This window comes from Aurantiacibacter flavus (assembly GCF_039710615.1).
Classification (GTDB): Bacteria; Pseudomonadota; Alphaproteobacteria; order Sphingomonadales; family Sphingomonadaceae; genus Alteraurantiacibacter; species Alteraurantiacibacter flavus.
Map to the genome: position 1 here is coordinate 305,444 of NZ_JBDLBR010000002.1, position 21,593 is coordinate 327,036.

The window sequence follows — 21,593 nt, forward strand, 5'->3', positions numbered from 1 at the left end:
TAAGCGAACAGAAGAACCAGCCCGCTCCGCCTGCATTGCAGGAATTGCGACGCCGGATGTTCGATCCGGACATTGCCACTCTCACAAACCGCACGGTGGAACTGGTTTTCGAAACGCGTCGCGTGGAAACCGGGCAGGACGTCTGGGAACTCCCCTATGCGTTGACCGAGCCGGACTTCACCTATGACTATGCAGGCAAGACCTGGAATGCGGCAGATTTCTACGAGAATACGGCCACAGACGCGCTGATCATCCTGAAGGATGGCGCAATCGTTTACGAAAAATATTTCAACATGGTCCAGCCCCACACGCACTGGATTTCCTATTCCATGGGTAAGTCGTTCAGCGCCATGATGCTCGGGGCGGCCTTGAAGGAAGGCTTGGTAAAATCGATCGAGGAACCGATCGATCGATATATTCCCGAGCTTGAGGGCAGTGCGTACGAGGGTATGGCGATCCGCCATGTGCTCCAGATGCGTTCCGGGACGGACTGGGTCGATTACCCTTACGATCCGGGCCCGGCACGCGACATCCAGGATGCCGCCTTCATGCAGAATGTCGAGCGCTTCTATACACCGACTTTTACCGCGACGAAGAAGCATGAGCCGGGAGAAGTGTTCAACTACAACACGCTCGAATCGTCGCTGATAAGCCTCCTGTGTGCTCGGGTTTCGGGCAAGACCTTCAGCGAGTTTATGAGCGAGAAACTCTGGAAGCCGGCCGGCATGGAGAGCTATGGCTTCTTCGTGCTCGATGGGCCGCCGGACGTCGGATTCGAATTCACAGGCGGTGGCTTCAATGCCGTACCGCGCGATTATGCCCGGGCCGGGCAAATGATGCTGAACGGCGGCGTTGCCAATGGTCATCGCATCATGGACGAGGACTATGCGCGGGCCTGTGGCATACCCGGCTCTTCCGACACCTGCGAATGGAACCCGGGCTACAATTACGGCTATCAGTTCTGGACTCTTGACGGCACAAACGCCTTCACGGCCATCGGCGGCGGTGGCCAGTGGATATTCATCGATCCCGATACCCGAACCGTCCTCGTCAAACTAAGCCATACGCCGGGGACCATGCCGGAACATCAGGAGACGGCGGACGAGACCCACGCGTTCTTGCTGGCGGCATCGGCATGGTCGCCGACCTGACTTCGGAGCGCATAAGGCCTTTTTCGGGCTGGAGAGTGTTGGCAGCGCTGTGGCTGCTAATGATCCTCAACGAGGCCTTGCCGCTCATCACGCTGACGAACCTTGCGCCCTATATTACCGAAGAATTCGCGTTGCCGCGCAGCCAGGTGGGGCTGATATTTGCCTTCTACAGTCTGGCCCTGGGGCTTTCGGGGCCTTTCTGTGCCTATTTCATCGCGCGGATAGGTGTTCGCTGGACACTCGTGATCGGCAATATTGTCCTGCTCGGCGCCGCCTTGGCGATCACGACCCTCCAGACAGGGTCGGCATTGCTGCTTCCGGTATTGGTTCAGCTGATCGGTATCTCCGCCGCATTCGGCAGCGCCATTCCGGGGCAGACCGCGGTGACGCGCTGGTTCGTTCGCCACCGTAGCTGGGCTATCGCGATCTTCCTGGCAGGTGGGACAGTCGGCGGGCTCATTTCGCCGCACATAATTCGCTTGGTCGTGGAGGCCGAAGGCACCGGCTGGCGGGCAGGGTGGATGGTGGTGGCCGCAGCAGCGGCAGTGGCGATTTTCGTGGCGGTTTTCCTGGTCATCGACGATCCGGAAAAGGTCGGGCAAACTCCCGATGGTGGCCGTGAGGCCGACGCCTCCCCGGACATCGCCGCGGCCGCCTGGGAGAGCGAGTGGACTCTTCGCTCCGCCTTTTGCAATCCTGCCATGTGGGCGGTGTTGATAGCTGGCTTCGGCTTCATCGTGATCTACCACACGTTCAACAGCCACGGGGCGCTGCACATCCGTGATCTCGGGTTTTCGCAATCCATGGTGGCAACGTGTTTTTCCGTCGCGATTGCAGCCGGTTTCAGCGGGCAGATGCTGGCCGGGTGGGTTGGCCAGAAGATCAGTCCGCGCTTGATTTGGGCGATAGCCTTGATTGCCGAGGCTGCCGGAATCGTCCTGTTCTCATGGGCCACAAGCGCTCCGACCTTGCTTGTGGCCGTTGCGCTGATCGGCGGCGGGGGTGCCACCTCGATGGTGTCGATGATTACGACGATTGGCAACTGGTTCGGTCGGGTCATCTACCCGGCGGTCTATGGAACGGTGAATGCCATTCTTTCCATAGCGGGTGCGCTCGCGCCCATCCTTGCCGGCTCATGGTTCGATGTGGCGGGAAGCTACCAGACGGTCTTCTATGCTTTTGCGACCATCTGCTTAATCGGCGCTCTGGTCATCTTCAGGGTCTCAAGGCCCGAGCCGCCAGCAAAACGGAGAACAAGCGGGGAGGGGCAGGAATAGCCACCGCACGTAGCCGCAGGCGCACATGGCAAAGCAATTGACCAGTATTGCCAAGTCTTTCGCGTCCTCGCCCTCAAGGTAATCTCCCGCCATGGTAAAGGAGTCTCTCGATGCCGTCTCCGAAGCCGGGTCTGTGCGACGGATCAAGTGTTCTGGACCTGAGCGATTTCGCTCCACACACCCGCACGCTCGCGTGGAAAGGGCGGGTTGAGACAATCTTTCCCGGGCTGTCGGTTGAATCGATCTCGAACGCCAGTCACGGAGAGGTCCGACTGACGCAAACCGCTTGCGGGTCTGTGTGCTCGATCAAATCTTCCCCCGCCTTCGTCCGATATTGCCCGAAGCCTCATGGGCAGGTGGAACAGATCAGTGTGATGCTACAGGTTCTTGGAACCACAAAACTGATACAAAAAGGGCGCAATTGCGAAGTACCAAGCGGCTGCATCAGCATGCTGGATGAAACCGAACCCTTTGCCATCGACGGACCGGGCGACAGCGAGATCCTTTTCCTCCGCCTTCCGCGCAGCGCCGTGGCGAGCCGTTATCCCAGACTTTTGCCCAAAACGGCGATGACCTGGGACTCGGCGCACCCCGGTGCGAGCCTCGTGCGTTCCAGTTTGTCGGAGATATTGGCCGTTATGCCAAAGCTCGCAGAACATGAACGCGGCGTGGTTCTTTCCAGCTTTGCCCAATTGCTAGGCGTTCTGGAGCCGGAAGCGGAATGTTCGAACGATTGGCGGGTTACGGCGGCATTGCAGTATATCGAAGCCCATTTCTACGATCCCGAACTGCGCGCGGTACACGTGGCTTCCGCCCAGCGCATCAGCCGCAGGCGCCTTGATTCACTCATGGTGGATGCCACTGGAATGGCGGTTGCGGCGCAGATTTGGCAACGTCGGCTGAAGCAGGCCGCCCAAGACCTCAGAGATATGCGATATCGCGATCGCTCTATTGCACATATTGGCCATGCCAACGGCTTTAGCCAACCCGCTCATTTTACTCGTGCTTTCAAGGCTCGCTATCTGGTCACGCCGCTGCAGTATCGTCAGGCAAACTGAAGTTCGTCCACCTCAATCAAGCCAATAGTCCGGCAGGAATAAAGCATCGCCATCCTTAGGGATGTACTGAAAGCATTCAGCTTCCAGACGAGCTCAGCCCCAATATCACGGGCAAGTCGGTAGCCAGTTTCGGCCCTTGCCAAGGGTAAAATAGAAAGTGGGACAGGAGACGCGAGATCTCGCCTTGCCGCCATGCGCGGCGACTCGGAGGCGATATCCAATTCCTGATTCCGCGAAAAAAAGGAGAGGTATGGCATGAGGAACTCAGGTTTCGGGAACGTCCGCTGCGCTCTGCTATGCGGCGCCGTCTTGCTTCCGGGCCAGGCGTTAGCGCAGACAGAGCAGGGCAGTGGTACGCAGCAAACGGCAAGCGCCAGCGCCCCTGACGAGATCGTTGTTACTGCGACGCGGCAGGTCAGTTCGATCAACAGCGTGCCGATCAGCATTTCTGCATTCGACACGGAGTCGCTTGATAAGCAGAATGTTCGGCAGGTGGATGATCTTGCCAGGATATCTCCCGGAGTGACCTTCAACAGATCTTCGGGCGGCAACGGAAACCAGACGAACATCGCCATCAGAGGCATCAGTTCGACCATCGGAGCGTCGACTACCGGCATCTATATCAACGATACGCCTATTCAGGTCCGCACTATTGGGGTCACGGCTGCTACGGCCTATCCCAGAATCTTCGATCTGGAGCGCATAGAGGTTCTCCGTGGTCCGCAAGGCACGCTCTTTGGCGCCAGTTCGCAGGGTGGCGCGATCCGCTTCATCACTCCTCGACCGGATCTGCGTGTTGCCTCGATCTACGGCAGGTCGGAAATCTCGGTGATTCAGAGTGGGGGGATGAACTACGAGCTTGGTCTGGCAGGCGGGGCGCCTGTCGTCGAGGACGCGCTGGCCTTCCGTGTCAGCGGCTGGTTAAGGCATGACGGCGGGTGGGTGGACCGGGTCGGCCCTTTGACCGAAAGCGGGTTTGACCCCGGAAAGATCGACACGAACATCAATAGCCAGCACGCTTACGCGTTGAAAGCAGACCTGTTGTGGGAACCTGCGGCCGGGATCAGCTTCCTTCCTTCGGTCTACTACCAGAAGGTCGAGAGCGACGACATTACCCAGTTCTTTCGCCGCACTTCAGACCCTGATCAACTTGAATACAACACGCCTAACCAGCTCGAGCTACCGTCCGATCAAACCTTCTTTCTCGCCAGCCTGACCAGCGAAGTGGAACTTGGGAGCGTAGAGCTTATATCGAACACGGCTTACTTTACGAGCGAGCTCAACCAACTGTTCGATTACACCTATCAGTCCGCCGAACAGAATAGCACTCTTGTTCCGTACATAACGATTCCAGGTCAGAACGAATTTGCCGTTCATTTCGACGAGCAGAAGTCGTTCACTCAAGAGGTGCGGCTTCAATCTCGCAGAAACGAAACATTCAACTGGGTTCTGGGTGCATTCTACATGCATTCGCGGCAGACATCGGCTCAGGACATAGTTTCCCCATTTGTCGAGCGACTTATTCAGCAAGTCACTGGCAACCCCAATATAACCATAGCCCAGATTTTCGGTGGTCCACTGCTTCCGGGAGACAGATTTCTCACGGCTACGACAGAGGCTGTCGATGAGCAGATCGCAGCGTTTGCCCAGGTAGATTACAATATCACTGACAAGCTAACACTCACAGCTGGGCTGCGGGTGTCGAATACAAGCTACGATGCAGAAATTGTCGCGGACGGTCCTCTCAACGGGGGGCCGACCCGGCGCGAGGTGGATCAGCAGGAAACCCCGCTGACGCCCAAGTTCGGCCTATCCTATCAGGCAGATCCAACTTTCTTGCTCTACGCCTCAGCGTCAAAGGGATTTCGGCCCGGCGCCTCTCAACCGGAGAACAATTCTCCACGCTGTGTGCCAGACCTCGATGCGCTGGGGTTGGAAAGGACGCCCACCAGTTATGGTTCCGACAGCCTGTGGTCTTACGAGATCGGTGCGAAAAAGCGGATTGGGGCCGTCAATATCCAGGCGAGCGGATATTTGATCCACTGGGATGACATCCAGCAGCGCATTGTTCTCCCGACCTGTGGCCAAGCGTTCATTGTCAATCTCGGTTCCGTCACGTCGCGTGGTTTCGATCTGGCTGTCTCCGCGCAGGTCACGGATGGCCTCTCCTTGAGCACTGCGCTCAGCTATACAAAGGCCGACTTCGACGAAACAGTATACTCCGTGCCCCCTGTGGTCGTGCGCTCCGAGGGGTCAGATTTGCCGATTGTGCCATTTTCGGTGACAGCGTCGGCACAGTACGACATTCCCCTTTCGGCCGGATCGCATGCTTACATCAGAGGCGACCTGCAATATCTGGCTGAAAGCCCACGAGGGAGTTCACAGGATTTCGGCTACGACCCCTTAGTCGATCCCATTCCTGAATCGACCAACGTCGATCTGCGGCTGGGATGGCAGGATGGCAGTTTTGACGTCAGTCTTTTTTCGACCAACGTTTTCAATCAAAAGCCACTCCAGTATTTCAGAGTGGCCCGCACTTCGGAGCTGTTCCGGGCGCAGGCGCCCCGACCGAGGACGATCGGGCTCAACATGACTTTCCGGCATTGAGGCTGTCATGGACAAGGATTCGCAGATGCGCCGAAAGATGCCGCGCCGGCGAGGGGAAGAGGACATGAAAGTGATAAGAGATAACGCTTTGTGGTCGGTCGCCGCAGTTGCACTTGCGGTGGCATTGCCTGCTCATGCGCAGGTAAGCGAGGTGGAAGGCCCGATCCCGTTCGGTGAAGACAACCCGATGTTCGGGCCAGCCGATGCGGAAGGCGCGAATGTCGGCGTCAACCTCAAGAGCTTCGGCTACATTGAAGAGGAGTATTTCGTTACTGGCAGCGCCGCGGCCTATGAACACTCCCCAGACGGCCCCCGGCAGCGCACCAATAAACTGCCTTATGTGACGCGGATTGTCATACGTCGACCAGCGGATCCTTCTGAGTTCAGCGGGGTGGTTCACTTCGAACCTGCCCATCCAACGCATGGGTGGAACGGGCATTGGCTGGTGCTTCGCAACTATGCGATGTCGCGTGGCGACATCTATGTCTTTGCCAATGTCGGCGACGCCAGCCAAGGCTGGTCCGGAAGCCCGCAATACGATCCTCCTGCGAGCCCGACCGGAGCGAACGTGATTTTGAAATGGTTCAATCCTGAGCGGTATGAGCCGCTAGAGTGGCCGGACGAAGAAGGAATCCGCTATGAGATGATGGCCGATATCGCCCGAATGCTGCGCAGCGATGATGCCGAAAATCCGCTCAGGCAATTCGATATAGAGGCGATGCTCGTGGGCGGCTGGTCCTATACCGGCAGCATTCAGAGAACTTTCATCAACGAGGGCTTTCACGAGCAGCTGCGGCTTCCCGATGGCGGGCCGATCTTCGATGGCTACCTGATTGGTGTCTCGTCTGAACTGAATGAGCCCGGGTACTTGCCGCTGTATAACGATGAGCCCTTCGTGCCGATAGACAGCCCGCGCCGTCGCCCGCGTGAAACGGACGCCAAAATCATCGAATTCCTGACCGAGAGCGAAGTTGAATTGGCTGACAACACCCTGCCTTATGCTCGTCCTGAAGTGGAGGGGCGGCGGGTGTATGAGCTTGCCGGGGTCGTACATACCGACAACCTTTATGGCCCGACCTTGGCGCGCAAGCAGCCCCCGATCATGGCGCAGCTTGCCGCCAATGGATACCAATTCGCTACGGTGTCGACCGTTTCCGTCGACCAATGCGATCTTCCCGCGAGCGACATTCCGGAGGATGCCTTCGTCCGCGGCGCAGTGAACGCTCTCAGGCAATGGGTAGTCGACGGCACTGCACCGCCTGAAAGCGTTTTCCTGGAGCAGCAGGACGGTGACCTTGTCCGCGACGGTGTGGGAAATGCCAGAGGCGGCATACGCGCCGCTGAATTCGAGGCGCCGCTGGCGCGTTATGGCCGCTACGACGGGACGCAATATCCCGGCTGCCGTGCCGATAATCTCTATCCGAGTGTCTTCATGGTTCGCGACGATCTGCCGACCGAAGAACTCGCGCGGCTTTATCAGTCCCCACAGGACTATCTCCAGCGATATGACCAGCAGATCGACCAACTTGTCGGCGAACGACGGTTGTTGGAAGAAGACGCGCTGCGCCTGAAGGCGATAGCGAGGGAGAGGGCGGCAAACGGGTTCTGATCAAGCAACGTGCGGCAGACCGTAGGGGCAGGCATAGACATGCTTCGTGCCGACGGTCTGCGGCAGTGTATCGCCGGGAGCAAAGGCTCCCGGCAAGATCAGTTGGAAAGCGATGGTGGCGGCGAGGCTGCGTCGTAGACCTTTTCGCCCTCTATGAAGGTCATCACGACCTTGGTGTTGTGAATCTCATTTTCCGGCACTTTGAAGGGATTGCGCTCGACCACCACCAAATCCGCCATCATGCCCGGCTCTATCGAGCCGACCAACTGGCGGTGTTCCATGATCTGCGCCGCATTTGACGTAAACATGGCAATGGCTTGTTCGAGAGAGATCTTCTGGCCTTCGCCCAGAGTGTCTTCGCTGCCGCCCGGCTCCTGCCGGGTCACCAAAGTCTCTATCGCCAGCCAGGGATTGATCGAGGGCACAACGGACCAATCCGATCCGGGACCGGCGAGGCCGCCGGCTGCGATTGCATCGGCCACCGGGATCCAGCGCTCCATACGTTCTTCGCCTACGGCGGCGACGATATCGCGTGTGATCGGGGAGGGGTACCAGATATAGGGAGAAAACTCCCAAGCCATGGCCAGTTGCGGCACGCGCGCAATATCTTCGGGGCTGACGAAGCTGTTGTGTCCGACATCGTGCGCAGGGCCGCCAAAGCCATTGGCTGCACGCGCTGCCGCAACAGCGTCGATCGCCTGCCGCACAGCGCTATCGCCAGCCGCATGGAATTTTACATGCAGGCCCTGCCGGTCAAACTCGGTCACGGCAGGAAACAAAATCTCGTCGCTGACGATTGTCATGCCGCTTTCGCCCGATCCCACATAATGATCGAGCATGGCGGCGGTGTGGCTCTCGGTCGGCACACCGTCGAGCACAATCTTCACGCAATCGGGATCGAAGCGTTCCGTGCGGTACAAGGGGCGCATAGCGATCAGAGCTTCGGCTTGCGCACGCGCATCTGGCGGCGACCCTGCCCAACGGATGCAGCCGCGCGTTCGCTGCTTCATCAATCCTGAAGCTGAGGCCTCCGACATGATCGCGAGACTTCCTTTCGTCAGACCAGCATCGGTGAAGGAGGTGATGCCGAAGGACGACATCAGGTCGGCTGCGTAATGCAGCCCTTCTAGCATGGCTTCCTCGCTGGTCGGCGGCATGGCCGCGCTCACCAAGGCTGTGGCGGTTTCCCGGAACACGCCGGTGGGGCGTCCCGCAGCGTCACGGTCGATGATGCCGCTTTCAGGATCGGGTGTTTGCGCGTTGACGCCAGCGGCTTCGATTGCCGCGCTGTTTGCCCACAGGCTATGGTGCGATTCATCGGATAGTATCACCGGATTGTCCGGAGCCACGGCATCAAGAAATTCGCGCGTCTGCTGGCCCGGCTCGAACACAGCGGCTATCCAGTTGCCGCCGCGGATCCATTCTCCGGGTTCGGCATCGGCAACGCAACCGGCAATTGACGTCCTGATTTCGTCGGGAGTGGCGCCCGAGCGAAATGTGCAGCTTTGCTGTTCCAGTCCGCCGCCGATCGCATGTACGTGGAGATCGTGCAGGCCGGGAAACACCGCAGCGCCTTGCAGATCGACGGTTTCGGTTGAAGCGCCAATGAAGTCACTAACATCCTCGGCGCTCCCGGTAGCGATGATTGCTCCGTTGTCCACGGCCACCGCCTGCATCCAACCGTTGGGCGTGTAGACTTCGCCATTCAGGAGAACGAGATCCGCCTCTGCAGCCGATCCGTGATCCACCTCTTCCGGGAAGAACTGAGCCGAAGCCGGCACTGCCACGAGGGTTGCCGAAGCCATGAGAATTCGCTTGATCATTTGCCGATACGTCCTTTCTCGTCAGCTCCAAGACTGCGCACTCCCACGTCCGCAGGCTAGGCATTTCCGGCCATCCGTGGCGCTCCGACCAATCAACAATGCCATTGGTGGTATGCTTTGCAGCAAGCGCAGGCCTGCGCTTGCGAGGTCTTGATGCACCTGGCTCCCGACGAATTTAGTGCGGTAATGCAGCCAAATTGAAATGCTCCTGGAGGAAGCGCACGGGGTAAACGGGGAGGCGTGCGTTGTGGTCTGAGCCCGAAGCTTCTAGCAGCTACGGGTAGAGCCTTGGGCCGTTCGACATTGCGCTCCTTGCTCCAGCGCAACCGCCACCTGCTCGCTGCGAAGATTGCGGAAGCTGCGAAAGGAAATCTCAAGAAGGTTTCGCTGGAACTGGGCGGTAAGTCCCCCATGATCCTGTTCGCCGATGCCGATCTAAATGTGGCCATTCCCGCCATCGCATCGGGCATTTTCTATAACATGGGGCAGACCTGCACTGTCGGCAGCCGACTCTATGTCGAGGAGAGCCTCTCCGATCATACGCGGAGTCTGCGGATCGGGCCGGGTCTCGATCCTGCCCTTCCGTTCGGTGGTTTCCGTCAGTCCGGCTGGGGCGGGAAATGGGTTGGAGCGCGATAGAGCTCTAAACCGAGCTGAAATCTGTGGGGGTGGCTCTGAAAAGCCGCTAGGTTTCGCGACGGCTACCGCGTCCAGCTTCGCTCAATTCGGCGACGTTCCAGGCAGCGAGGGAAATGTACGGTGTTGCTATCTGCAGGCCAGCTGATGCCAACGTTTCCAGCGCATCGGCGCTTCCCAACGTGAGCGATTGCTAATAGACTTGGCGCACGATGTCGCGCACGTGATCATGACAGGACAGGCATCCTCTTCCGGACTTGAAGCAGCGTTCCTCGATAATCGGGAGCGCCTGTTGCGATTCCTCGTCGCGCGCGGGGCGGGGGACGAGGCGGAGGACGTGCTGCAGGAAATCTGGTTGCGCATATCGCGGCGGCAGACCGGGCCGGTGGCCTCGCCCCTATCCTATATGTTTCGCACCGCCGACCTCTTGCTGATCGACCGTTACCGTGCCCGGCGGCAGGCAGAACGGCGTGACCGGGCGTGGAGTGAGGTGCATTCGGGCACCACGCCCGGAGTATCCGACGAGCCTTCGGCCGACCGGAAGCTCGCCTCGCGCCAGCTGGCGCTGCTGGTCAAGAAGCTGCTCGACGAAATGGAGCCGCCGCGCGTTGGCGCAGTTTTTCGTCGCCACCGGATCGACGGGATTGCCCAACGCCAGATTGCGGAGGAATTCGGCGTCAGTATCAGTACGGTGGAGAGCGACCTACGTCGTGCCTACAAGGCTCTGGCCGGCTTACTGGAGCAGATCGATGAGGCTTGAGGCATTTGACTCCGTCTTGGGATCAGGAGGACTGCAAGATGCAGCATAGCGATCCGATCCTTGACCAGGCTGCGCATTGGGCGGTGCGCACGGGTGATCCCGCTTTCGTCGATTGGGATGCCTTTACCGCCTGGCTCGAACAGGACCCGGCACATGCCGAGGCCTATGAACGGATCACCGCCTCCGTTGCAGATGCGGTGCAGGCGGAGCGTGACTTCGTGCCAGCCGTGAACGACGAAATGCCTGCGGCGCCAAGGGTGACGCGTCGCTGGGTTTCATCGGCAGTGGCAGCGGTGCTGCTTGTCGTCGTCGCAATCGGGCTGTGGTGGGGCACAGGCGGTGTACAGACTATCGAGACCGCACCGGGCGAAACCCGGCTCATCGCACTTGAAGGCGGCGGGTCGATCCATCTTGCCGCCGACAGCCGCATTGCTCTTGATCCCGACAATCCGCGCCTTGCCTCGCTCGAAAAGGGGCGCGCGCTGTTCACGATTGTTCACGACGAAGACAATCCCTTTGTGCTCGACGTGGCCACTGATCGGGTGGTCGATGCGGGCACGGTGTTCGACGTGCGGTTGAGCAAGGCGGAGCTGGCGGTCGGCGTTGCGGAGGGGCTCGTGATCTTTAATCCGGCTGGGCAGAACATACAGATTGCGCCCGGACAGTTGCTCGAAAGCCGGCTGGGTTCGGACGATGTGACGCTGCGTGACATCGCGCTCGAACAGGTCGGAGAGTGGCGCGAGGGCCGGATCACCTTCGAAGGCATGTCTATCGCCGAACTGGCTGTCGAGCTTTCCAGCATGTCGGGCGTGACCTTCCGCGCCGCACCGGCCAGCGCGCGCAATGAGGTTTCGGGCAGCGTGTTGATCGACCCGATCCGTGCCGATCCGGCCTCGCTCGGCCCGCTGCTGGGTTTGAGCGTGCGCAAGGCGGGCGATGGCTGGTTGATCGAGGCACGCTGATCGTGCGTCCGATCATCTGGAGTCTTGCCCTGATGGGCTTGTCGATGGCTGGGCCACTTCTGGCCCGTCCAGTCATGGTCGACAGCGCCGCTGGTACGGCTGGCCGCGCGGCGATCGCCATTGCGCGGCAGACCGGCACCAGCATCGTTATCGCCGATGCCCCGATTGCCAGCCGCCGGGTGCCGCCTATCCGCGGACAGATGGAGCCTGAGGAAGCTGCGCAGCGGCTGGCGCAGGCGGCCGGAGGACGCGCGGTGCGGGCGGGCTCTGCCGGCTGGCGCATCGTTGCCATGCCAAAGTCGTCACAAGCCGCGCGCGCGCGACGGGCAGGTCAGCGCCATGCGCCTTCCGCCGCGCCAGCATCCGCTCCGGTCCAACGGCTCGAACCGGCTGAAATCGTCGTCTCGGCCAGCAAGCAGGACGCCATGCTGAGCGAGTTCGCGGGCCATGTTACGATCATCGAGGGCGAGGATATCGCGCTCGGCGGCATTGGTGGGACAGAGCGAATCTCCGAGCGGATCGCTACCGTGTCGTCGACCCATCTGGGCAGCGGGCGTAACAAGCTGTTCATTCGCGGCATCGCCGATTCCAGCTTCACCGGCCCCACGCAGGCGACGGTGGGGCAATACCTTGGCGACCTGCGCCTGAGCTACAACGCGCCCGATCCCGACCTGAGATTGTCAGATCTGGAGCGGGTGGAGGTGCTCGAAGGCCCGCAAGGGACGCTCTATGGCGCGGGGTCGCTGGGCGGGATCATCCGGCTGGTGCCCAACGCACCGGAGCTGGGCGTGGTGGCCGGGTCGGCGCAGATCGGCGGTTCGCTAACCCAGCATGGCGCGGGCGGCGTGGATGCGAGTGCGATGGCCAACCTCCCGCTGCTGGGCGATAGCGCGGCGCTGCGGATGACGCTCGATGCCGCGACGCAGGGCGGCTATATCGACAAGCCGCTGCTGGGCATGGAGAACGTCAACCGTACCAATATTCTGGGCGGCCGTGCCTCGATGCGCGTGGAGCTGGCCCCGGAATGGACGGTCGACCTGATCGGCGTGGCGCAGACCATCGAGGCCGACGACAGCCAATATGCCGACCGTGATGGCCCGCCGCTGGTCCGGTCTTCGCAAGTGGTGGAGGGCTCCAAGGCGGATTATCGGCACGGGCAGGTCGTGGTGTCCGGATGGCTCGGCGACATCAGGTTGCGCTCGACCACTGGCGTCGCCTCGCAGGATCTGCGCGAGCGCTACGACGCGACCTTGCCTGAGAGCGGCCCTCGGTTGTTCGTGCAAACCAACAACACCGAAATGATCGCCAATGAGACGCGGATATGGCAGCCATTGGGCGAGCGCATCGGCTGGCTGGCGGGTTTCTCCTTCACGCATAACACCACCCGGCTGACACGGGCGCTGGAGGCGGCATCGCTTGTCGAGAACACGACCGGCGTCACCAACACGGTCGATGAGACGGCGCTTTATGGTGAGGTACGGGTAGCTCTGGTCGAGGGGCTGATCGCAAGCGCAGGTGGGCGGTACACGCATTCGCGCCTTGGCGGTGCGCCCGAGAATGTGTCAGAGCTTGTCAGCGCCATGCTCAGGCAGGAAACGGCCAAACGCAGCGAAAAGGCCTTCCTGCCCTCGGCCTCGCTGCTGGCGCGGCTAGGAACGAAGGATAGCCTGTTCGTCCGCTATCAGGAAAGTTTTCGTCCCGGCGGCCTTGCGGTCGAAGGGATACTGGTGACCCGGTTCGACAACGATCACACCTCCACTTTCGAACTGGGGGTCCGGCATGGACAGAGCGGCAGCGGCCCGTTCGACCTTGTCGCCAGCCTCTCCTACACGCGCTGGACGGATATTCAGGCGGATTTCATCGACAGCGAGGGATTGCCCAGCACCGCCAATGTCGGCGACGGGAATGTCTGGTCGGCCAGTCTTACGGGCGGGGTCCAGCTTGCGCCGGGTCTGCGTGTTGAGGGAGGCTTGGTGTTCAACCACAGCACGGTCGACAATTCCGACCTCACGAAGATTTTGGAGAGGATGTGCGAGCAAGATCTGTCCCCGGAGTATAGGCAATCTGTTGAACGTTGGGCGCAGACAGTAATGACCCAGGTGCCGAACATCGCCCGTTTCTCCGGTCGGCTCGGGCTCGACTATCGCCGCCCGATTGGTTCGAGCCTCGAACTGACCGCGCGGGGCTGGGCCAGCTATGTCGGAAAATCCCGGCTGGGTGTCGGGCCTGAACTGGGCGATTTGCAAGGCGACTATCTCGATAGCGGCGCGACCGTGCGCATTGGCTCTGCCAGCCGAGGCCTGACGCTGAGCGTGACCAATATCGCCGACGTTGAAGGCAACCGCTTTGCGCTGGGCACGCCCTTCGCCGTGTCGCGCGAACAGGTGACGCCGCTGCGTCCGCGCACTATCCGGCTCGGCTTCGACGCCGTTTTCTGAATTTTTTGCAAACCGCGCCAAGGCATTTGGCGGTCGGCTCCGTCTTCCCAGGCATAGGCATTCGGGAGGACATTCTTACATGCGCAATACCCTGTTCGTTTCTACCGCCGCGCTCGCCCTTGTCGCGTCGCTTGCCGCACCGGCTATGGCGGAGGATATCGGCACCGCGCGAACCACGCCGATCAGCACTTCGACCGCCAACAACGGCGCACCCGACGCGATCAAGATCACCGACAAGGGCTCGATCACATTGACCTCGGGTACCGCGGTGACGATGGACAGCAACCACGCGGTTGCCAACGAAGGCGCGATCAAGATTGCCAATGCCAATGGCGCGGCCGGGATCGTCGCTGAGGCCGGTACAAATGGTGCAATCGTCAATTCGGGCACGATCGCGATCGACGAGCCCTATACTCCGACCGACACCGACAACGACGGCGACCTCGACGGACCCTTCGCGTTGGGCAACAACCGTTTCGGCATTCGCATCGATGGCGCTCACACCGGCAAGATCGAAAACAGCGGCACGATTACCGTCGAAGGCAACGATTCCGCCGGCATCCAGGTTAGCGGACCGCTCGATGGCGCGTTCACGCACAACGGCACGACCAAGGTGCTCGGCGATCGCACCACGGCGATCAGGCTTGATTCGGTCACCGGCGATGTGCGGCTGGCAGGCACTGTCAGCGCGCAGGGCGAGGACGCGGTCGCGGCACGCCTTTCGGGTGACATAACGGGCGCCTTGGTGGTGCAAGGCAGCATCAGCGCGACCGGCTACCGTTATCCCAGCGCGCCGAAAGACCCCTCGAAGCTTGATGCGGACGACCTGCTGCAAGGCAGCTCCGCATTGGTGATCGAGGGCGACGTGAGTGGCGGGATCGTTCTCGCCATCGCGCCCGAGGATACCGACACGGAGAACCCCGACGAAGATGCCGACGGCATTCCGGATGAGAAAGAGGGATCTGCCAACGTCTTGGGCTACGGCGCGGCTCCGGCCATGGTGATCGGTGCGCAGGGGCGCGACATTGCAGTCGGGCCGGTCGCTGCCACGGCAAGCAAATTCGGCTTGCAGATCGATGGTGTCGTGCGCGGAGTGGGCGTCTATGCTGACGTCGATGCCAACGGGCTGCTGATCGGTGGTCGCGGCGGGGCCGTCTCCATCGCCAACGGCGCGGCGGTGGCCGGGAGTGTCACCGCAGTCTCGATTGGTGCAAATGCCACGGCGCTGCGGTTCGGTGCCGGGGCAACCACGCCCGAATTGCGCGTATCGGGCACGGTCCAGGCAACCGGCGCCGACGCTGCAGGTGAATTCGCCACCGCCTTGCAAATCGATGGCGGTGCCTCGCTTCCCGCCTTGCGCAACAGCGGCACGATCAAGGCTGTGTCCAGCGGCGCGAACGGCAATGCAACCGCCATCGTCGACGCCAGCGGGACGCTCGCCCTGATCGAGAACAGCGGCAAGATCGAAGCCAGCGGCGCGAAAACGGACTCGACCAGCAATATCGCCATCGACCTGCGTGCGAACACCAGCGGGGCGACCATCCGCCAGACAGTGGTCGGCAACGGCTACGATGCGCCGAGCATTGTGGGCGACATCCGGTTCGGTTCGGGCGACGACGTGCTCGACCTCGCGGACGGGACAATGACAGGCGCGGTTTATTTCGGCACGGGCACGGCGCAGATGACGCTGTCGGGAGACGCCAGCTATAAAGGCAACGCCTATTTCGCAGGCGGCGCCGATGTGCTCGCGCTTTCGGGCAGCTCGGTATTCAACGGGCTGGCCGATTTCGGCGGCGGTTCCGATACCTTGACGCTGACAGAAAGTGCCCGCTTCTCAGGCGTGTTGGCCAATGCCGGCAATCTGGCGGTGACTGTAACTGGCGGCACGCTCGATCTGACGGCCCCCGCGTCGATTGCCTCGCTCGACATGGGCAAGGACGGCAGGCTGGTGGCCACGCTCGACAAGACAGCAGGGCAGGGTTCGTTTTACGATATCTCGGGCACGGCCAGCTTTGCCGACGGTGCCAAGCTCGAACTGCGTCTGGCCAGTATCGAAGATGCTGAAGGACGCTACGAGATTCTCAGGGCCGGCAGCTTGCAAGGTGCGGCTGACCTCGACCTGGGCGAAACGCTGATCCCGTTCCTGTTCAAGGCTACACTCGCCACCAATGCCGCGCCCAATACGATCACGGTCGACATCGCCCGTCGTAGCGTGGAGGAACTCGGCCTTAACGGTGCGCGGGCCTCGGCCTTCGATGCGGTCTTTGCAGCCCTCGGCAATGATGAGGATATCGAAGACTATTTCATGGGCATCACGAAGGGCGAGACCTTCCGCACGGCGCTGGGCCAGTTGCTGCCGGAACATGGCGGAGGCGCTTTCGAGGGAATCAGCATGGGCACGCGCATCATGGGCCGTCAGGCTGCCGAAAGCGTGGGGCCGACCTATTCGCTGGGTGGGATCGATCTGATCTTCAACGCCGCCGTGTGGACCAGCTCCAAGGACGAGCAGGCCACCGCTTCCTACGATGTGGACGGCATGGGCTATTCGGTCGCGGCCGAACTCGACACAGAGAAGTTCGGCTCGATCGGTCTCTCGCTCGGATATCTCTACAACACTTTCGATCAGGGCAACGACTTCGCCCGGGCGCAGTCCAATACGATTGAAGTGGCGGCCTACTGGCGCGGGAAATGGGGCGGATTTAGTGCTTTCGGGCGCGGATCTTATGGCTTTGTCGATTTCGGCGGCACGCGCACGCTCCAGATTGGCACCGGGAGCACCGCCGAGAAGTTCGAATCGCGAGGCGATTGGGGCGGCAACCTCACGACGCTCAGTGGTGGCGCGGCCTACGAGACGGACGGCTGGCTGTTCGTCCGGCCCGCTGTTTGGGCTGATTTCGTGAAGCTTTCCGAGGACGGCTACACCGAAAAAGGCGGTGGCAAGGGCATGGACCTGATCGTCGAGGAGCGCGACAGCGATGAGTTCGCCGTCAACGGCAGTGTTACAGTTGGCATCGACTTCTACGGCAAAGGCCCGCGCGACAGCAGCTGGCTGCGCGTTGAAGGCGAGGGCGGCTGGCGCGAAGTGGTTGGCGGTAGCCTCGGCGAGACCACGGCGCGGTTCGAGGACGGCGAATCCTTCACCATCGCACCGGAGGAACAAAAGGGCGGCTGGTTCGCGCGGGCCCGGGCTGTCGGCGGCAGCGAGGTGTTCGAGTTCGGCGGCGAAATTGGCGCCGAAGAGCGCTTCGACAAGACCGCGTTCTCGCTCAAAGGCACCCTGCGCATAGGCTTGTAATTAGCGCCGTCTGACCAGCTCCCCACTGGAATGCGGCGTTGCGAGGGCAGGGCACTTCGGTGCCTTGCTCTCGCATCCTTGCCACCCGCCTCTTTGCCGGCGATGGGAGAAGGCTGCGCGTCTTGTCTGGCTGATCCATCCACGGACGCTTCCTGCAAGCGCTTGCAATGCAATTTGCGATGGGCATTCGTCGCATACCGAGGTCGATCTTGCCCTGCGCAACCGGATCGAGGCGCCGTTTTCGCTAGCTGAATACGTAACGCTGACGCTCGATGTGCAAGACCTGTTCGATAACGATCCGCCCTACATGCAAAACGGCAATCTCGCGTCCGATCCCATTGCGCATAGCCGCCCCGTCGGACGCATTGTGGCGATGAGGTTCAGGGCGGGCTTCTAAGCCGGACAAGAGCGACCGCGGTGCAGGTATGCCCCGCCGTCCTGCGGACGCGTGCTTTAGGGCTCTTGAACTCCCGCGCGCAAGCGCCCGATACAGAAGACAAGCGCAAACGATCCCGCCACTCGGCCACCAGGACCGGCTGGCGGAACGCGTTGGCCTAAGAAAAGGCCGAGGCAATCTCTTGCCGCGTCCCTAGCCGGCGAGGGTTACGTCGATGAAGTTCTTGTGGGGCTCATAGTCTGCAACTTCGCAAGAGTATGAGGTTGAACCGTCATCCTGTTGTTTAGAGGCGGGAAATCCAAGCCGCGTGTAGAAGTCCGCAACCATTCCGTTCCGATCGGTTGGAATGTAATGCGAATGGATCGTCTTTACGCCTGCCTTTGCCGCTGTTTCGAACAGCATGTTCATCACACATTGCTCCACGCCGCGCTCCAGCACGCGGCACGACTGCAGCCATGTGTCGATTGTCCACTCGGTCTCTTGCTTGCGCACGATGACAACGCCGATCATGCCGTGCTGGGCGAACTTGTCCGCCAGCCGAACCTGCCATCCCATCATGTCGGGATCTTGCTCGATCTTCCGCACGTCCTCTTCACCATAGCGACGGGTAGTGAGATTGAACTGATTGGACTTGTTGATCAGCTGGGTGATGCGGCTGCGTCCAGCATCGTCGAACGGCTCGATCTCCATGCGCATATCGAGCGAGGTCAGATAGTCGTCGTAGTTGCCGATTTTTGCTCGTATTTCCGCCGCTGCTGCCCGCCCGCCATAGCTTTCTGCTCGCGCGATATCCTCCTGGTTCAGGGGGAGGTGATCGAACAGGCCCGACTGCGCGATGCGCTCAATATAGAACGAGGGATCGTCACCGACTTCGATTGTCGACACGAGCGGTAATTCCTGCCGTACACGTTCGCGCTCGGCCGCATTGTCGTCGATGAAGGCGAATGATTCGAGACCGAGACTCAGCGTTTCGGCGATCGATGTGATGTTTGTTGCCTTGTCGTTCCAGTTGGCCTGGAACACGGCGACATGATCTTCCTTGATGAGCATTTCGTTGTGGTTGCGAAACGGCTCGCGCGCTATTTCATCGGTGTTCTTTGAACAGACCGCCAGCACCACCCCACGGTCGCGCAAGCTCAGGATGAAGTTCTGGAATGCGACAAAGGCTTCGCCTTCGGGCGAGTTCTGGCCGAGCCTGATCCCTGCCAGGCCATCGTCACCGATTACGCCGCCCCACAAGGTGTTATCGAGATCCAGAATAAGGCCCCGGGCGGTTTTCCCTTTCATCGCCGCCAGCACGGATGCGATACTGTCGGCGGCCAAGGGGCATACGTCGACACTGAACGGAATCTTCGCGGCGTGATAGCGGACAGGGTCGAGCCATGTCTCCAGACCGACCCGGCTTGCAAGGGCGGCCTGATCCCACAGGAGCCACTGGCCCTTCATCGCACCTTCGGCGAGCATGAGGTTCACGCGATGCCGGAAACGCGCGCTGGTGCCGGGGGTCGCCAGCTCTGCGGATGAAACCTGAACGGCACCGGGAAGCGTCGCGATAATGGCCTTGCAGCCGGACTTTTCCTGCGCCGCAGCAGCAAGCGCGGTGGCGAGATTTTCCGCATCCGCGAGCGCTTCGTCTTCGGCCGCCTGGTCGAGCATCGGACGCTTGCTTGCAAATGCGCTTTCGTCGAGCACGACCAGCACCGCGTCCAACGAACGCCCGAAACAGTCCGCAGGCGAATAGGCGAAACTTGCCACGCTGTCGTAAGGCGCTTCGATGGCGGATATCTTCAGCCCACGTGCGAGCCCGGCGGCGGCGAGGGGATCGGGAAGAAAGCTCAAGGTACGATTGCCCAGCAGGCCGATCGTAACCTCCGCAAATCCGGCGACGGGCGAGGCGGCCTTGGAGAGCTTCTTGGCCAGTCGCTCTATTCGTAGCTGCTCGCGCATGCCCAGTTGCTGATTGGCGAGCGCCTTGACCGCAACATATTCCGGCGCGCGACCCTCAGCGAGAGCGCGCTCTATTTCGGCCAGTTGCTCGTCCCAATCCTGGACCAGCGGACGCCGCCACGGGAAGTTGCCTTGTGTCATCCCTTATGCTTCGCGGCCGCATTCACGAGATCGCCGAGGTTCTTGAAGCTCTGCATTTCCGACGTGCTGAAGTGAACGTCCAGCTCCATTTCGATCATCACCATAAGCCGTACGTGAGACAGGCTGTCCCATTGCGGGACATCGTTCGCCGTCGTTTCCATGGTTATTGGGCCATCATATTCGTCAAACAGATCCCTGATGACTTCGGAGACCTTTTCGAGAATGGCTTCTTGGTTCGACATCTTGCTTGTCCTTTGAATCGCGTGGCTAGGAAGTGCTGGACTTTGACGCGGCCTGCTCGGTCTCCGAGCGGGCCGCCACCATATCCAGACGCGTGTTGGTTGTTTGGTAGTTCTCGACTGCCGATCGAATGGCGTTTTCGTGGCGTGGGAAATTTTTGCGGGTCAAGCGACCCTTCCCGGTCGTTATCGCACTGATGAAGTTGCTCAGGATAGCCGGGTCATAGAGGTGCCCGACTTCGCGAAAATTCGCCAAGTCCCCGGCAATGGCGGGATCATCGTCAAATGCGAAGATCGAGACGTGAGGGATGTCACTGGCCGCGTTCACCAGGCAACGCCGCGCGACCATCATTTCGTCGAGCAAGGTCGGGCTGATGTCGTTCCGGCGGACGTAATAGAAAGCATAGGACGAAATCGGGATCATTACGTCCACTTTCACACCCTTGTCGGAGAGCGCCTTCAGATTAGGAACAAGTTGCTCGTTTATCGCCTGGAAACTGGCGCAGTCCCTGCCGCTTGAAGCCCCGATTTGCGCTCGGTGCCGCTCAACCTCGCGCTGGATCCTGGCCATTTCCTCCGGACGCTGGAAACTTGCATACATCCCATCGACATAGCGCTTGTACCTCGCATCGTCGTCATTGCTGTAGAAGCGCTGTCCGCCCAGAACGCTGAACGTCGTCCGAATGGTCGGGAAATTCACCATCCGAAGATCGTTGGCGATGTCGTCATCGTACAGGAACGCCGGAAAGCTGATGTTGGTGACATCGGGATCGCGAATATAGGTCCACTCGAAGGACACGATGACATGCTTGACCGTGTCGCTTTTGACCAGCTGATCGAGAACCAGATCCCGGTCGCGAGGACGCGGGCCGCCGTAGCTCAGATTGATCACCTTCGCGTCCGGGCCCAGTATACCTTTCAGATACTCCGGGGTGTACATCTCGGTAACCGAGCTGCCGACGAGGAAGGTGTCGTAGGACGAATCCTTTGCCGCAACATCGATCCAATCGATAACGACGTCCCTGGGCGTGTTGCCTGGCTCGATGCGAGGCTGCGGGCCCCAGCGGTAAACATTGTGGGGGTCGACGGCGATCACGACCGCTGCCAGCGACAGATAGATCACGGTCAACAGTGCCGCCGCCATCACCATCGGACGGGCCGCTCGCCAGCGCACTGCGGAGAGCGAGCGTTTCTGGGGTGAAGGCAGATCGGAAGCTGAGCTGGTGATCGACTTGGTCGCGTGCGTCATCACG

At 60.6% G+C, this 21,593-nt stretch carries 14 protein-coding genes; 10 read left to right on the forward strand and 4 right to left on the reverse strand.

Features of this window, described 5'->3' with window-relative positions; genetic code table 11:
• Positions 1-56: 56 nt before the first annotated feature.
• The 5 genes from ABDJ38_RS06095 to ABDJ38_RS06115 all read left to right on the forward strand — a co-directional run bounded on the left by ABDJ38_RS06095 (position 57) and on the right by ABDJ38_RS06115 (position 7,702).
• Entirely contained in the window at positions 57-1,151 is a 1,095-nt protein-coding gene (locus ABDJ38_RS06095; RefSeq protein ID WP_346784191.1) for a serine hydrolase domain-containing protein, read from the forward strand.
• A complete protein-coding gene (locus ABDJ38_RS06100) occupies positions 1,136-2,428 on the forward strand; it encodes an MFS transporter (protein ID WP_346784192.1) in 1,293 nt (430 codons plus the stop codon). Before ABDJ38_RS06095 ends, ABDJ38_RS06100 begins: the two co-directional genes overlap by 16 nt.
• A gap of 110 nt (positions 2,429-2,538) precedes the next feature.
• A complete protein-coding gene (locus ABDJ38_RS06105) occupies positions 2,539-3,486 on the forward strand; it encodes a helix-turn-helix domain-containing protein (protein ID WP_346784193.1) in 948 nt (315 codons plus the stop codon).
• A gap of 255 nt (positions 3,487-3,741) precedes the next feature.
• Complete coding sequence (locus tag ABDJ38_RS06110) at positions 3,742-6,093, forward strand: TonB-dependent receptor (RefSeq protein WP_346784194.1); 2,352 nt, start codon at positions 3,742-3,744, stop codon at positions 6,091-6,093.
• Between the two features lie 7 nt (positions 6,094-6,100).
• A complete protein-coding gene (locus ABDJ38_RS06115) occupies positions 6,101-7,702 on the forward strand; it encodes an alpha/beta hydrolase domain-containing protein (protein ID WP_346784195.1) in 1,602 nt (533 codons plus the stop codon).
• A 98-nt stretch (positions 7,703-7,800) separates the two neighbouring features.
• Here the strand turns inward: ABDJ38_RS06115 and ABDJ38_RS06120 are convergent, their stop codons facing one another.
• On the reverse strand, positions 7,801-9,507 hold the full coding sequence (locus ABDJ38_RS06120; RefSeq protein WP_346784196.1) for an amidohydrolase: 1,707 nt from the start codon (positions 9,505-9,507) through the stop codon (positions 7,801-7,803).
• Positions 9,508-9,813: 306 nt separating this feature from the next.
• Between ABDJ38_RS06120 and ABDJ38_RS06125 the strand changes: the two genes are divergently transcribed.
• From ABDJ38_RS06125 to ABDJ38_RS06145, 5 genes are all read left to right on the forward strand, one after another.
• Positions 9,814-10,164 (forward strand): aldehyde dehydrogenase family protein, encoded by a 351-nt coding sequence (locus ABDJ38_RS06125; RefSeq protein ID WP_346784197.1) that lies wholly within the window; start codon positions 9,814-9,816, stop codon positions 10,162-10,164.
• A gap of 226 nt (positions 10,165-10,390) precedes the next feature.
• Entirely contained in the window at positions 10,391-10,921 is a 531-nt protein-coding gene (locus ABDJ38_RS06130) for an RNA polymerase sigma factor (protein WP_346784759.1), read from the forward strand.
• Positions 10,922-10,959: 38 nt separating this feature from the next.
• The gene (locus ABDJ38_RS06135; RefSeq protein ID WP_346784198.1) at positions 10,960-11,883 is read left to right on the forward strand and encodes a FecR family protein; all 924 of its coding nucleotides are present in this window, start codon (positions 10,960-10,962) and stop codon (positions 11,881-11,883) included.
• Between the two features lie 44 nt (positions 11,884-11,927).
• Positions 11,928-14,321, forward strand: a complete 2,394-nt coding sequence (locus tag ABDJ38_RS06140; RefSeq protein WP_346784199.1) for a TonB-dependent receptor — start codon at positions 11,928-11,930, stop codon at positions 14,319-14,321.
• A gap of 79 nt (positions 14,322-14,400) precedes the next feature.
• Positions 14,401-17,616 (forward strand): autotransporter outer membrane beta-barrel domain-containing protein, encoded by a 3,216-nt coding sequence (locus tag ABDJ38_RS06145; protein ID WP_346784200.1) that lies wholly within the window; start codon positions 14,401-14,403, stop codon positions 17,614-17,616.
• Between the two features lie 589 nt (positions 17,617-18,205).
• Here the strand turns inward: ABDJ38_RS06145 and ABDJ38_RS06150 are convergent.
• From ABDJ38_RS06150 to ABDJ38_RS06160, 3 genes are all read right to left on the reverse strand, one after another.
• A complete protein-coding gene (locus ABDJ38_RS06150; protein ID WP_346784760.1) occupies positions 18,206-19,714 on the reverse strand; it encodes an HAD-IIIC family phosphatase in 1,509 nt (502 codons plus the stop codon).
• Positions 19,715-20,097: 383 nt separating this feature from the next.
• A complete protein-coding gene (locus ABDJ38_RS06155; protein ID WP_346784201.1) occupies positions 20,098-20,343 on the reverse strand; it encodes an acyl carrier protein in 246 nt (81 codons plus the stop codon).
• 25 nt (positions 20,344-20,368) lie between these two features.
• Positions 20,369-21,592, reverse strand: coding sequence for a prefoldin domain-containing protein (locus ABDJ38_RS06160; protein ID WP_346784202.1), 1,224 nt, complete (start codon positions 21,590-21,592; stop codon positions 20,369-20,371).
• Between the last annotated feature and the right edge of the window lies 1 nt (position 21,593).